Here is a 12,908-nt window from a genome sequence, read left to right on the forward strand (position 1 = left end):
TCTGGTCCTTAAATCCTGGTCCGCGAACGGATTACTTCAGAGAAGGAGCGATGTTGGTGCAGGCTTCGCAGAGACCGGCGACAGCACCGACGGACTTTTCGAAGGCTTCCTTCTCGTCCTTGTTCAGGTCGATTTCGATGATGCGCTCAACACCGCCAGCGCCAATGATTGTGGGTACGCCGACATACATGTCGTTGACGCCGTACTGGCCGGAAAGATGTGCGGCGCATGGCAGAACACGCTTCTTGTCCTTGAGGAAGGACTCAGCCATTTCGATGGCCGATGCAGCAGGTGCGTAATAGGCAGAGCCGGTCTTCAGCAGGCCGACGATTTCCGCACCGCCGTCACGCGTACGCTGAATGATCTGCTCCAGACGCTCAGCCGTAACCCAGCCCATCTTGACGAGGTCGGTCAGCGGGATGCCGGCGATCGTGGAGTAGCGAGCGAGCGGCACCATAGTGTCGCCGTGACCACCCAGAACGAAGGCCGTCACGTCTTCAACGGAAACGTTGAATTCTTCAGAGAGGAACAGGCGGAAACGAGCGGAGTCGAGAACGCCAGCCATGCCGACGACCATGTTCTTCGGAAGACCGGAGAACTTCTGCAGAGCCCAGACCATTGCGTCGAGCGGGTTGGTGATGCAGATGACGAAGGCGTTTGGTGCGTACTTCTTGATGCCGGCGCCGACCTGTTCCATGACCTTCAGGTTGATGCCGAGCAGGTCATCGCGGCTCATGCCGGGCTTGCGGGCGACACCAGCGGTCACGATGCAGACGTCTGCGCCTTCGATGGCCGCATAATCGCTGGCGCCGGAAAGCTTGGCATTGAAGCCTTCAACCGGACCGGACTGGGCGATATCGAGACCCTTGCCCTGCGGAACGCCGTCGGCGATGTCGAACAGGACGATGTCGCCCAATTCCTTCAGGCTGGCCAAATGCGCCAGCGTGCCACCGATCATGCCGGAACCAATAAGTGCAATCTTCTTGCGAGCCATTGAGATGCTTCCTCTCTATTCGAAGGCACGGCCGGCATGAGACCTGTCGACCGATCTGGGCATCCGCATAGCTCTAATACTTGAAATTGGCAAACGATTATTTTGGAGCCAGTATTTTCAATCGGTTAAAGCATTAAATTCTTACGTAAACGTAAGATATTTCGTCATGATTCCGTCAGATTTGTTTATGCTTTTCCTGATGAAGTACCAGATAATCAGGGCTACGCATTTCGAAGAGACGAGAAACCGTGCGGTCGAACTCGAAGCCTTCGGTGCCATGACGTTCCAAGAGCAGGGATTCCGCAGGTGCTTCCGCTGTGATGAACACCCGGACCGTCCGATCGTAGAATGTATCGATGAGATTTATGAAGCGCTTGGTTTCGTTGCGCTTGTTGAGACCGAGCCGCGGCACGCGCTCGATGAAGACGATATCGAAGCGCTTCGCAATCTCCAGGTAATCGGCAGCACCAAGAGGCTTTTCGCAAAGATCTGCAAAACTGAAACGGGCAACGCGCCCGACCGCGCAGGGAACGGGGATCACCCGCCCTTTGCGCGGAATTTCCGTCACTTCGATCTTCCTGCCATCGGTGATCTGATGCCAGGCGGATTCCATCGCTGCTTCCGAGCGTCCATCAAGCGGTGAAAGATAGACCGGCAGGCTCGCTGTTTTCTCCATCCGGTAATCGGTCGGTGAATCCAGCGTCACCACATCGACATACTGCTTCAAGAGCTCGACGAAGGGCAAAAACAGCGAACGATTCAGGCCGTCCTTGTAGAGATTATCCGGCGCGACGTTGGACGTTGTCACGAGAATGCAGCCAAGCCGGAACAGTTCGGTAAAGAGGCGCCCGAGGATCATTGCATCGGCAATATCCGTGACGGAGAATTCATCGAAGCAGAGCAGTTCCGCCTCGGCAAAGATGCTGGCGGCAACCGGCGGAACCGGATCCGTTTCCTTCGTTTCCCCATTCTTCAGCTTCTGCCGGTGGGCATGGATCCGTCCATGCACATCCGCCATGAATTCATGAAAGTGGCAGCGTCGCTTGGCGGCAACCGGAGCCTTGGCAAAGAACATGTCCATCAGCATGGTCTTGCCCCGACCCACCGAGCCGTGAACATAAAGACCGCGTATGGCCTGATCCGAGCGCTTGCTCTTCTTGGCGAACAGCCAGCCAAGCGCGCTCGTCTTTTTCGCCGGGACGCGACTGCGCAACTGCGAAAGTACCCGGTCCAGATGACCGGCAACAGACAACTGCGCCCTGTCAAGTTGCAGCGAACCGGCAGCCGTAAGGCTTGCCAGTTCATCAGTCACGCTGTTGTTGTAATCAGGCAGTTTGGCCATGCATGTTGCTCATTGCGCCAACCAAACCAGCAATCTCAAACGTCATCGGACAAACACGGCCAGAGCAGGTCCAGCAAAAGTGCGTCAGCGGTTTTGCGTCCGGACTGCGTAAAGCAGAAGTAGAGAGCATTTCAGGCGATCCCGTTTTACCGAAATGCTCTAGTCGGATGCCCAATGAGACGGCAAGCGGTGGCGTTTGTCCGATCTGATCAGATTTGCTTATCGGCTCAGGCTGATCGCCTGGCCGGAATTCGTTGTGCCGTCAAAACGTGTATCGGCGCTTTTGTAGACGCGGCCGATGACATCACCATTGCGGTTCTTGAACAGCACGTTCTTGCCGGAGACTTCCCATGAGCCCATGGTGGTGAGTTCGCCCGCACAGCCACGCGTGCCGCCGCGCGAACCACTGCCGAGGTTGGTGAGCGTGAGGAACATGTCGCAGCTCGTTCCGCCGCTATTGACACGCCAATTGCCGACCATCGACTCCTTGGTCACGTCAAGCGCAGTAGCAGGTGCCTGCCCACCGCCCGGCGGCAGGGAAGCAACGGCTGTACCTGCTGCGCCATTGTTGGGGGCTGCCGGGAACTGCGACGGATCCGACGCACCCGGAGGAGGCAACTGGTTGGCCTGTACCGATGGAACCGGCTGCGCCTGCAGGGGAGCGGGGCCAGGCAGATTGCTGTAGGGGCTTGAAGAGGTTCTCTGGCAGCCGGCCAAGGACACTGCGACCAAAACGCCGGTCACCACATATCTGAACTGCATCATTAAGCTCCCAAATCTCCGCTTCGCTCAACCGACACCTGTGCGGCGCACAAGGATTATCGCTGATGATTGTCTCAAATCAAGTCATTGCGCATGAATGAACCATGCATTCACGCGGTTACCTCGCCCAAATGGTACATTTGAGGGCGAGGTCAACCATGAAGACAGGACTAGATGCGGCGCTCGACCATCATCTTCTTGATCTCGGCAATTGCCTTGGCGGGGTTTAGACCCTTCGGACAGGTCTGCGCACAGTTCATGATGGTGTGGCAACGGTAGAGGCGGAAGGGATCCTCGAGATTGTCGAGACGCTCGCCCTTGGCTTCGTCGCGGCTGTCGATCAGCCAGCGGTAGGCCTGCAGAAGGACAGCCGGACCGAGGTAACGGTCGCCGTTCCACCAGTAGGATGGACAGGAGGTCGAGCAGCAGGCGCAGAGAATGCACTCATAGAGACCATCGAGCTTCTGGCGGTCTTCATGGCTCTGCTTCCACTCCTTGGCAGGAGTCGGCGATACCGTCTTCAGCCACGGCTCGATCGAGCGATGCTGCGCATAGAAATTCGTCAGATCCGGCACCAGATCCTTCACCACCGGCATATGCGGCAGCGGGTAGATCTTGACCGTCCCGTTGATGTCGTCCATGCCCTTGGTGCAGGCCAGCGTGTTGGAGCCATCAATGTTCATGGCGCAGGAACCGCAAATGCCTTCACGGCACGAACGGCGCAGCGTCAGCGTCGGATCGACCTTGTTCTTGATGTAGAGAAGCGCATCCAGAACCATCGGGCCGCAATCGTCGATATCGACGAAATAGGTATCGATCCGCGGATTCTGGCCATCATCCGGATTCCAGCGATAAATGCGGAATTCGCGAACATTGGTAGCACCGGTCGGCTTCGGCCAGACCTTGCCTTCGGTCATCTGGGAGTTCTTTGGAAGAGCGAGTTCAACCATTTTTGGACCTTCGATCCTCGGCGGTAACCGCCTGACTGTTCATCTTGATATAATCATTCGGCGCCCATTGCGCCAATGCTGCATTTGCCATCTTCCAGGGCTTGCCATCGGTGGCAGACCACAGAAGCAGAAGTCTTTCCAGGCCACGGCGCACTGCCATCCAGACATTGCGTCCTGGCGGAGGCACCCGATCCGCCTTTTTGGCAGCGCGATCGGTCGCAATGACGCTCGCCGCACCGGATTGCATCACGACCCACGGCGACAGATCAGCGATCTTCAATCCGTGCCAGGACGGCGCCCAGAGGAAGTCATCCGCCGGCATAAGCACATCACCGATACGATCCAGCAACCGCTGCGCTGCCTTGCGCGTCAGCATGTAAGCGGCTGCCCCCGAACACGGACGCAGAGAACGCACAAACGCCCGATCTCCGGCATTGCCGAGTCTCAGCGCTTTTCGCGCACCCGGCCGATAGATGCCCTCAAGCTTGACGATGTCCGCATCGAACCCCTGCCGGAGCAGAGCCTCGATAGCGGCCTCGAACCCTTGCTGCGGCACGGCATCGTCTTCGAGGATGATGCCGTGGTCGAATTCGGATTCCAGAAACGTTCGCCATGCCAGAATGTGACCGGCCAGGCAGGCCTCCTCCGTCAGCATGAACAAGCGGTTGCGATGCGCGTTCCATCCCAGAGCATTGGGCGGAACCCGCAACGGCAAACGTCTGACCGCCAGAACCGCTGCCGGGTCAAGCCGGGCGTCGATCCCCGCAATCCTCTGCAAGGGCCATGGCAGGCTGCCGAACCCTGCCTCGATCTGCCGCCATCGATCCGGCGACCGATCGAGATTGATTGCGAACAGGCCGAGTGGCCTCCCACCAGAAGCGCTATTCACTGTTCCGGGAAAGGAGACCACCATGCTCATCGATCAGTACACACGCGCCTTTGGCGCGATCTTCGCATCATCGATGCCGTCGGCAATCAGGTCTGTGTGCACCGGACGATAGTCCAGCTTCACGTCACCGTTGTCGGCAACCCAGGCCAGCGTATGCTTGCGCCAGTTTTCGTCATCGCGACCGCCCATCGGACCATCCTTGTAGTCCTCACGGGCATGCGCGCCGCGGCTTTCCTTGCGGGCTTCCGCGCCATAGACCGTTGTGATGGCATTGGCCATCAGGTTCTGCAGTTCCAGCGTTTCCACCAGATCCGAGTTCCAGATCATCGAACGGTCGGTGACCTTCAGATCCTTCATTTCGGTCCAGATTGACGAGAGACGCTGGCAACCGCTTTCGAGCGATTCCTGCGTCCGGAACACGGCGGCGTCTTCCTGCATGGCGCGCTGCATCTTGTCGCGAAGCACCGCCGTCGGCGTGGCACCGGAGGCATGACGCAGACCGTCGAAGCGATCCATGATCTTGTCGCAGGCAGCAACATTCAGAGCCGGGATCGGCTCATCGCGATTAACGACCTGCGCTGCACGGATGGCAGCGGCGCGACCAAAGACCACGAGGTCGATCAGCGAGTTGGAGCCGAGGCGGTTTGCACCGTGAACCGATGCGCAGCCGGCTTCGCCAACGGCCATCAGACCGGGCAGAATACGATCCGGATTATTGGAGTCGGCGTTCAGCACTTCGCCCCAATAGTTCGTCGGAATGCCACCCATGTTGTAGTGGACCGTCGGCAGAACCGGGATCGGCTCACGCGTCACGTCAACACCTGCAAAGATCTTCGCGCTCTCGGAAATGCCCGGCAGACGCTCGTGCAGTACAGCCGGATCGAGGTGGTCCAGATGCAGGAAGATGTGGTCCTTGTTCTTGCCAACGCCACGGCCTTCGCGAATTTCCATCGTCATGCAGCGAGACACGACGTCGCGTGATGCCAGATCCTTGGCGGATGGGGCATAGCGCTCCATGAAGCGCTCGCCTTCGAAGTTGACGAGGTAACCGCCTTCGCCGCGTGCACCTTCGGTGATCAGGCAGCCTGAACCGTAGATGCCGGTCGGGTGGAACTGAACGAATTCCATGTCCTGAAGCGGGAAACCGGCGCGGGCCACCATGCCGCCGCCATCGCCCGTGCAGGTATGGGCAGAGGTCGCCGAGAAGTAGGCACGGCCATAACCGCCGGTCGCCAGCACGACCATCTTGGCTGCAAAACGGTGGATCGTGCCATCATCGAGGTTCCAGGCCACGACGCCGGTGCAGCGACCGTCATCGGACATGATCAGATCGAGCGCGAAGTATTCGATGAAGAATTCCGCATTGTTTTTCAGCGACTGGCCATAGAGCGTGTGCAGGATGGCGTGGCCCGTACGGTCAGCGGCCGCGCAGGTACGCTGCACCGGCGGACCGGCGCCGAAGTTCTGCATGTGGCCGCCGAACGGACGCTGGTAGATCTTGCCTTCCTCGTTACGCGAGAACGGCACGCCATAGTGCTCAAGTTCATAGACCGCCTTCGGCGCTTCCATGACCATGTACTGCATGGCATCCACGTCGCCCAGCCAGTCGGAACCCTTCACGGTGTCGTAAAGGTGCCACTGCCAGCTGTCCGGCGTCATGTTCTGCAGCGAGGCCGCAATACCGCCCTGCGCCGCAACCGTGTGGCTGCGGGTCGGGAAGACCTTGGTGATGCAGGCCGTCTTGAAGCCCTGCTCGGCCATGCCGAGTGTGGCGCGAAGACCGGCGCCGCCAGCGCCCACGACAATCACGTCATAGGAGTGATCGACGTAGGTATAGGCCTTGCCGTTCTGCGCAATAGGTGTGATCGAAGCCATTGGATGTTATCCTGCGAATGCGATCTTCAGGGCGGCGAAAAGACAGAGTCCGCCGGCCAGAAGCGAAAAGAAGGAATTGAGGATCAGAAGCGCAAACTTCGTGCCTTCGGTGTGGATGTAATCCTGAATGATTTCTTCCATGCCGAGCTTCATGTGGACGATCGAGGCAATGATCGTCAGCGCATTGATCGTCGCGATGAACGGGTTGGACAGGGCTGAAACAACCTCTGCGTAGGGCTTGCCCGCATACATGATCAGGAAGCCGACATAAAACAGCAGAAGCGGAACCAGCGCGATCGACGTTGTCCGCACTTTCCAGAAGTGCTCCGTGCCGCTCTTGGCGGAGCCAAGCCCGCGAACCTTGCCGAGTGGAGTACGCATATCCATAAGGTGTTTCCTTACCGTACGATCAGAACCACGATCCACACGAGAACCGTGAGCGCGATCGAAGCAACCAGATTGGCCTTGGCGAGCTTTGTCGAGAATTCCTTCTCGAAACCATAGCCCAGATCCCACATGATGTGGCGAAGGCCACCCAGAAGATGATGCAGCATGGCCCAGGTGTAACCGAACAGGATAAGCTGTCCTACGATGGAACCGAAGAACCAGTTCACCTGATTGAAGGCGTGCTCGCCGGAGGCGGCGGCAACGAGCCAGGCGGCCACCAGAACCGTGCCGAAATACAAGGCGCCACCGGTAATGCGGTGGACGATCGACATGGCCATGGTAGGAATAAAACGATAGACCTGAAGGTGCGGCGACAGTGGCCGCTTGTTTGTTACATTCGCCATCATAATCCTCGCGGCGTTCGTGCGTGATTGAAACGGGCACGGTCCCGGCGCAGCATGCTCACCATAGAGTATGTGCATCGCATCATCGGCTGATTTACCCATCGATTTGGCATATCACAAGCCGGATTCAGAAGGTTTTTAAATTTAATCGATTGTGGAGACAGCGCATTCTGTCGCAAGCATCATGCTTCCCATCGCCTCTTTCTACGATCGAGCGAGATGACGGGTTGATCAATGCAACTTTCTGCCAATACTATGGTTAACTTACTCTTAAATTCGAGAGGAAAAGCCATGATGGCTGGACTGATAAAGCATGCGCTTATTGTCGCAATCTGCCTGACAGCGCCGCTGGCAAGTGCGCGGGCAGATACGGTCTGGGGATCTTCACCCAATTCCCTCGCAAAACAGTCTGGTCCGTCGGATCGTCACGGAAGCTGGACGAACCACCGTTCACCGCGAAACGAATATCGCTTCAGCGCTCAGAATACCTATTATTATCAATCCGGCCATCAGCGGCGTGACGTCGTAGGCGGCAACGGTCTGCCTTCCTACGTCCGCGGCCTCGGCACATTCGCAGGCGGGCTGAGCGCCGTTCGCTTCCGCGGAAACGGCATCTACTTCTTTGCAGATGGCATCGGGAATGGGAGCGCCCCTGATGTTGGCCCTGGCGCCAAGATCATCACTGTGTCCCCGACGGGCAAGACAAATGGGAAATCGGCCTGCGCCATGGAACACGGGGTCTGCGTGGTGCGCGGCTCGCCGTAATCACTCGGAAGGCAGAAATCGCCAGACCGTCGTGCGCTTGATCTCGCTGTCTTCCAGCGCCCGCGTAACCGGCACTTCATAGGTGCCGAGCTCCTCCAACCGCCGCTTGGGGAGGTAGTAGCGACCGGGATCGCCGACGATGATATCCTTTCCCTGCGCCAGAAGCTCATCGAACCAGACGGTTATGCGTGCAGCAAATTCGCGATCATAGAAAACGTCTCCCGCAAGCACGACATCCTGATCGATTGCGTGTCCCACCAGATCTTCAGCGGAGAAATCAAGCTCGACGCCATTGACCTCAGCGTTCAGCGCAATCGCACTTTTCGCCCAGGGGTCGATATCGACAGCCAGTACGGAGCTCGCTCCAGCCATGGCCGCCGCTATTCCCACCAGCCCTGAGCCCGAGGCAAAATCGAGAACAGACTTGCCCGACACACAGTCCGGATGATTGAGCACATGCCGCGCGAGCCCCTGCCCTCCCGCCCAGGCAAAGGCCCAGAACGGCGGCTGCAGACCTATCTGCTGCAGCTCATCCTCTGTTTTCAGCCATAGATCATGCGCTTCATCGGCAAGATGCAGGCGTATCTCCGGCACATGCGGCGGCGCCGTCAGGCTTGTATTGGCAAGGATGAACTCAACCGGGTCGGTTTTCAGGCGTCACCTATTCAGAAGGAGAAAGCGGCGGATTATCGAGCCCGCCCATCCGGCAAACCTCAAACCACTCCTCTTCCGTCACGGGCTGCACGGAGAGCCGCATGGAGGTGACGAGAGACATCTTGGCGAGCTTCGGGTTCGCCTTGATATCCTTGAGCGAGACGGGCTTCGGCATATCGCAGACGGCGCGTATATCCACGCAGTCCCAGCGCAGATCGCCCTCGGCAGTCGAATCCGGATGAGAAAGCGTGCAGACCTCGGTTATGCCGACGACCTCCAGCCCCTCGTTGGAGTGATAGAAGAAGCCTTTGTCACCAATCTTCATGGCCCGCATATTGTTGCGCGCCAGATAGTTGCGAACGCCGGTCCATTCTTCGCCTTCTGCGCCCTTGGCCTTCTGCATCTCCCAGGACCACTTGAAGGGTTCGGACTTGTACAGCCAGTAAGCCATGCCGCTTACGCTCCCGGCTTGTTGAAGACCCAGTTATAGGGCTTCACCTCGACAGAGGAAAACAACCCAGCCTTGGCATAAGGATCGGCATCGGCAAGCGCCTGCGCCTCCTCAAGCGTCTCCGTTTCGACAATGATCAGGCTGCCATTCGGCTTGCCTTCAGCATCCAGAAACGGACCGGCGATCTTCAGGATACCCCTTTCGTTCAGCGCATTGAGGTGATCGAGATGCGCCGGACGCGTCTCCATGCGCACATTCAGGTGGCCGGGTTTATCGGTGCAGAGAAAGGCGAAAAGCGCCATGGTTCATGCTCTCCTGTCGAAAAATCATTCGGTTGTAATGGGGCGGCTCATCAGCCGCTCCAGCGCAGTGGTGACATCCAGCCTGCCCTCGATGATGGCGGCAACTGCATCGGTGATTGGAAGCTCGACGTGATGGCGCGAGGCAAGATCCGAGGCAATCGCGGCGGTAAACGCGCCTTCCACCAGCGCACCACCAGCCATATCCGCCGGATGCCCCTGCCCCAGCGAAATGCCGAAGCGCAGGTTGCGCGATTGGTGGCTGGTGCCGGTCAGCACCAGATCGCCCAGACCGGAAAGGCCGCGGATCGTCTCTCCCCGACCGCCAAGCGCTTCCGCAAGGCGGGACATTTCCGCAAGCCCTCGCGATATGAGCGCGGCTCTCGCCGATTCACCCAGGCCCGCTCCCTCTGCAATGCCGCAGGCAATCGCCAGCACGTTCTTCAGTGCCCCACCCAATTGAACGCCAATCGGATCGGCAGAGGCATAGAGCCGGAAGGTGCGACCGGAGATAACCCGCGCCAAGCGCTCCGCCAGAGCCGGATCGGCAGCAGCGACGGCCATTGCAGTCGGCAGACCGCGGGCAATATCCGCCGCAAAGCCTGGACCGGAGAGAACGGCAGCCGAGTGATGCGGCAATTCATGGCCCAGCACCTCCGTCAGCAAACGGCCCGAAGAACGCTCGATCCCCTTGGCGCACGAAACGATGATGGTCTCGGACCGGATGTAGGGCCCATAGTGGCGTGCCGCATCCGCATGCGCCTGGGAGGGCATTGCAAACAGCACGATGCTTGCCTCTTCCAGCGCATCGGGCTCAGCGGAAAAGACAAGATTATCTGGCAGCGGCACGCCGGGAAGCGCTGCATTGTGGACCCGATCATTGCGCAGATCCGCCATCAGGGATGGATCCCGCCCGATCAGGGTCACCGGCACGCGGCCTTCCAGCGCCATCACCGTTGCCAGCGCCGTTCCGAAACTTCCTGCTCCGACAACGACGATGTTTTCCCGTTCGCTCATGCCTTTGCTCCCCGCTTGCCGGACCCGATGAGGGCGGCCGCTTCATTGTCGAGTGGCCAGCGAGAGCGCGGAGCAACAGAAATCGGATCGGCGGGAAGACCCGCCGCCATACGTTCCAACCCGGCCCAGGCAATCATGGCGGCATTATCGGTACACAGGTTCAATGGCGGCGCGATGAAGGCAAAGCGATGCTCGTTGCACAGATCCTGCAGCGTGGATCGGATAACCTGATTGGCCGCCACGCCGCCCGCCACCACAAGCGAAGGCTCGGAAAGCGCGGGAAAACGCTCGCGAAAGCGCGCAAGCCCACGTCCGATCCGGTCCTTCAAGGTTCGTGAGATGGCGCGTTGGAAGGAGGCGCAGATATCGGCGATATCCTGCTCAGTCAGTGGCTGGATGGCGGTTGCCGCCTGCCGCACCGCCGTCTTCAGACCCGAAAACGAAAAATCGAGCCGCGCTTCCCCGACCAGAGGACGCGGAAAATCGAATCGCGTGGAATCGCCGGTGCGTGCTGCTTTCTCCACCGCCGGACCGCCGGGATAGGGAAGCCCAAGAAGCTTGGCTGTCTTGTCGAAGGCTTCGCCCAAGGCATCATCAATCGTCGTGCCCCAGCGCTCGTAATCGCCAACGCCCTTCACCAGCACGAGTTGGGTGTGACCGCCGGAGACGAGCAGCATCAGATAGGGAAAACCGAGACCATCCGTCAGACGTGCCGTCAACGCGTGGCCTTCCAGATGGTTGACCGCATAGAGTGGCTTGTTGGCTGACATGGCAATCGCTTTGCCGGTCATCAGCCCCACCAGAAGTCCGCCGATAAGGCCCGGACCGGCCGTCGCTGCAACCGCATCCACATCTGACAGTTTGATACCTGCGCGGGAGAGAGCTTCCTCGATCAGGCCATCAAGAGCCTCGACATGGGCACGCGCCGCGATTTCAGGCACCACGCCTCCGAAAGCGCTGTGCTCTTCCAGCTGCGACAAAACGACATCGGAGATAATCTCGCCGCGCCCGTCCTCATGGCGCACCACAATGGAAGCAGCTGTCTCATCGCAGCTTGTTTCGATGCCGAGAATGCGAAGAGGGCGTGTCATAAAGGCCAGACGTCTTTGGATGAATTGCGATGCGGGCGAAACCCGTTTACGAAGCTATCGCGTAACAATGGATGACGACAGATGCAAACAAAACCTTTCCGCATTGGCACCCGCGGCAGCCCGCTGGCACTTGCACAGGCTTCCGAAACGCGCGCCCGCCTGATGGCTGCGCACAACCTGCCGGAAGAGATGTTTGAGATCGTCGTTCTCTCCACCAAGGGTGACCGCATCACCGACCGGTCGCTGGCGGAAGTCGGCGGCAAGGGGCTGTTCACCGAAGAACTGGAGGCACAACTCCTGACCGGAGAGCTGGATTTTGCCGTTCATTCCTCCAAGGACATGCCGACGCTTCTGCCTCCCGGGCTTGAGATCTCGGCCTATCTGCCGCGCGAGGATTTTCGCGATGCCTTCATCGGTCGCACGGCACCGACGCTGATGGAACTGCCAGAAGGTGCAACCATCGGCTCATCGTCGCTGCGCCGCCAGGCCCTCATTCGCCGCCGCCGTCCGGATATCTCGGTCATCATCTTCCGCGGCCTGGTGGAAACGCGCCTGCGCAAGCTGGAGGAAGGTCAGGTGGATGCCACGCTTCTGGCACTCGCCGGATTGAATCGTCTGTCCATGCCGGATGTTGCCACCGAATTGATGGACCCGGCCGAATTTCCGCCAGCACCGGCGCAAGGCGCGATCTGCATCGAAAGCCGCATCGGCGACCGGCGTGTGCTGGAACTGCTCGACGCGATCAATCATCGCCCCACCTGGGATGCCGTTTCCTGCGAACGCGCCTTTCTCGCCGCACTGGATGGCTCCTGCCGCACACCCATCGCCGGCTATGCGGTTTGCGATGGCGATAACCTGAAGTTCTCCGGCCTGATCCTGACACCGGATGGCACGAAAGAGCACGCTGTTCAGATGGAAGGTCCGCGCATCGATGCGGGCACCATCGGCGTGAAGGCCGGAACGACGGTGCGGGAAGCGGCTGGCACAGGTTTCTTCGAAGGCTGGGTGTAGTGGGATATGCGGGTATT

Annotated in this window: 15 protein-coding genes; 2 read left to right on the plus strand and 13 right to left on the minus strand. The window is 59.2% G+C overall.

All coding sequences use genetic code 11. From position 1 onward, the window contains the following. Positions 1-31: 31 nt before the first annotated feature. The 8 genes from mdh to sdhC all read right to left on the minus strand — a co-directional run bounded on the left by mdh (position 32) and on the right by sdhC (position 7,603). Positions 32-994: a malate dehydrogenase gene (mdh, locus tag ASD54_RS18875; protein ID WP_062556100.1), complete on the minus strand. Its 963-nt coding sequence runs from the start codon at positions 992-994 to the stop codon at positions 32-34. Between the two features lie 175 nt (positions 995-1,169). Further along, complete coding sequence (zapE, locus tag ASD54_RS18880) at positions 1,170-2,336, minus strand: cell division protein ZapE (RefSeq protein ID WP_062556101.1); 1,167 nt, start codon at positions 2,334-2,336, stop codon at positions 1,170-1,172. A 219-nt stretch (positions 2,337-2,555) separates the two neighbouring features. Then, entirely contained in the window at positions 2,556-3,098 is a 543-nt protein-coding gene (locus tag ASD54_RS18885; RefSeq protein ID WP_062556292.1) for a protease inhibitor Inh/omp19 family protein, read from the minus strand. A 170-nt stretch (positions 3,099-3,268) separates the two neighbouring features. Next, entirely contained in the window at positions 3,269-4,048 is a 780-nt protein-coding gene (locus ASD54_RS18890) for a succinate dehydrogenase iron-sulfur subunit (RefSeq protein ID WP_062556102.1), read from the minus strand. Next, on the minus strand, positions 4,041-4,967 hold the full coding sequence (locus tag ASD54_RS18895; RefSeq protein WP_062556103.1) for a glycosyltransferase family 25 protein: 927 nt from the start codon (positions 4,965-4,967) through the stop codon (positions 4,041-4,043). Before ASD54_RS18895 ends, ASD54_RS18890 begins: the two co-directional genes overlap by 8 nt. A 3-nt stretch (positions 4,968-4,970) precedes the next feature. Further along, the gene (sdhA, locus tag ASD54_RS18900; protein ID WP_062556104.1) at positions 4,971-6,812 is read right to left on the minus strand and encodes a succinate dehydrogenase flavoprotein subunit; all 1,842 of its coding nucleotides are present in this window, start codon (positions 6,810-6,812) and stop codon (positions 4,971-4,973) included. Between the two features lie 6 nt (positions 6,813-6,818). Then, positions 6,819-7,199 (minus strand): succinate dehydrogenase, hydrophobic membrane anchor protein, encoded by a 381-nt coding sequence (sdhD, locus tag ASD54_RS18905; protein WP_062556105.1) that lies wholly within the window; start codon positions 7,197-7,199, stop codon positions 6,819-6,821. A gap of 11 nt (positions 7,200-7,210) precedes the next feature. Next, positions 7,211-7,603: a succinate dehydrogenase, cytochrome b556 subunit gene (gene sdhC, locus ASD54_RS18910; protein ID WP_062556106.1), complete on the minus strand. Its 393-nt coding sequence runs from the start codon at positions 7,601-7,603 to the stop codon at positions 7,211-7,213. A 294-nt stretch (positions 7,604-7,897) separates the two neighbouring features. On the opposite strand from sdhC, the gene ASD54_RS18915 reads away from it, so the two are divergent. Further along, positions 7,898-8,368 carry a hypothetical protein gene (locus tag ASD54_RS18915; protein WP_156379295.1) on the plus strand — a complete coding sequence of 157 codons (471 nt, stop codon included), beginning with the start codon at positions 7,898-7,900 and terminating at the stop codon, positions 8,366-8,368. On the opposite strand, the gene ASD54_RS18920 is transcribed toward ASD54_RS18915, so the two are convergent. From ASD54_RS18920 to tsaD, 5 genes are read right to left on the minus strand one after another with little or no spacing between them, the layout of a single operon-like run. Continuing rightward, entirely contained in the window at positions 8,369-9,022 is a 654-nt protein-coding gene (locus tag ASD54_RS18920) for a methyltransferase (protein ID WP_062556108.1), read from the minus strand. A 7-nt stretch (positions 9,023-9,029) separates the two neighbouring features. Further along, on the minus strand, positions 9,030-9,473 hold the full coding sequence (locus ASD54_RS18925) for an EVE domain-containing protein (protein WP_062556109.1): 444 nt from the start codon (positions 9,471-9,473) through the stop codon (positions 9,030-9,032). Positions 9,474-9,478: 5 nt separating this feature from the next. Continuing rightward, a complete protein-coding gene (locus tag ASD54_RS18930; RefSeq protein ID WP_062556110.1) occupies positions 9,479-9,775 on the minus strand; it encodes a YciI-like protein in 297 nt (98 codons plus the stop codon). Positions 9,776-9,799: 24 nt separating this feature from the next. Beyond that, the gene (locus ASD54_RS18935) at positions 9,800-10,789 is read right to left on the minus strand and encodes an NAD(P)H-dependent glycerol-3-phosphate dehydrogenase (protein ID WP_062556111.1); all 990 of its coding nucleotides are present in this window, start codon (positions 10,787-10,789) and stop codon (positions 9,800-9,802) included. Beyond that, positions 10,786-11,880 carry a tRNA (adenosine(37)-N6)-threonylcarbamoyltransferase complex transferase subunit TsaD gene (gene tsaD / locus ASD54_RS18940; protein WP_062556112.1) on the minus strand — a complete coding sequence of 365 codons (1,095 nt, stop codon included), beginning with the start codon at positions 11,878-11,880 and terminating at the stop codon, positions 10,786-10,788. Before tsaD ends, ASD54_RS18935 begins: the two co-directional genes overlap by 4 nt. Positions 11,881-11,961: 81 nt before the next feature. Between tsaD and hemC the strand changes: the two genes are divergently transcribed. Then, a complete protein-coding gene (gene hemC, locus ASD54_RS18945; RefSeq protein WP_062556113.1) occupies positions 11,962-12,891 on the plus strand; it encodes a hydroxymethylbilane synthase in 930 nt (309 codons plus the stop codon). The last annotated feature ends 17 nt before the right edge of the window (positions 12,892-12,908 follow it).

This window comes from Rhizobium sp. Root149, from assembly GCF_001427345.1.
In the GTDB taxonomy this organism is placed as follows: Bacteria; Pseudomonadota; Alphaproteobacteria; order Rhizobiales; family Rhizobiaceae; genus Neorhizobium; species Neorhizobium rhizoryzae.

Coding starts and splice junctions, on each gene's coding strand:
- sdhC (WP_062556106.1), bottom strand. CDS start 7,603: ATGGCGAATGTAACAAACAAGCGGCCACTGTCGCCGCACCTTCAGGTC.
- ASD54_RS18935 (WP_062556111.1), bottom strand. CDS start 10,789: ATGAGCGAACGGGAAAACATCGTCGTTGTCGGAGCAGGAAGTTTCGGA.
- ASD54_RS18885 (WP_062556292.1), bottom strand. CDS start 3,098: ATGCAGTTCAGATATGTGGTGACCGGCGTTTTGGTCGCAGTGTCCTTG.
- mdh (WP_062556100.1), bottom strand. CDS start 994: ATGGCTCGCAAGAAGATTGCACTTATTGGTTCCGGCATGATCGGTGGC.
- ASD54_RS18895 (WP_062556103.1), bottom strand. CDS start 4,967: ATGAGCATGGTGGTCTCCTTTCCCGGAACAGTGAATAGCGCTTCTGGT.
- hemC (WP_062556113.1), top strand. CDS start 11,962: ATGCAAACAAAACCTTTCCGCATTGGCACCCGCGGCAGCCCGCTGGCA.
- sdhD (WP_062556105.1), bottom strand. CDS start 7,199: ATGGATATGCGTACTCCACTCGGCAAGGTTCGCGGGCTTGGCTCCGCC.
- zapE (WP_062556101.1), bottom strand. CDS start 2,336: ATGGCCAAACTGCCTGATTACAACAACAGCGTGACTGATGAACTGGCA.
- ASD54_RS18925 (WP_062556109.1), bottom strand. CDS start 9,473: ATGGCTTACTGGCTGTACAAGTCCGAACCCTTCAAGTGGTCCTGGGAG.
- tsaD (WP_062556112.1), bottom strand. CDS start 11,880: ATGACACGCCCTCTTCGCATTCTCGGCATCGAAACAAGCTGCGATGAG.
- ASD54_RS18930 (WP_062556110.1), bottom strand. CDS start 9,775: ATGGCGCTTTTCGCCTTTCTCTGCACCGATAAACCCGGCCACCTGAAT.
- ASD54_RS18890 (WP_062556102.1), bottom strand. CDS start 4,048: ATGGTTGAACTCGCTCTTCCAAAGAACTCCCAGATGACCGAAGGCAAG.
- ASD54_RS18915 (WP_156379295.1), top strand. CDS start 7,898: ATGGCTGGACTGATAAAGCATGCGCTTATTGTCGCAATCTGCCTGACA.
- sdhA (WP_062556104.1), bottom strand. CDS start 6,812: ATGGCTTCGATCACACCTATTGCGCAGAACGGCAAGGCCTATACCTAC.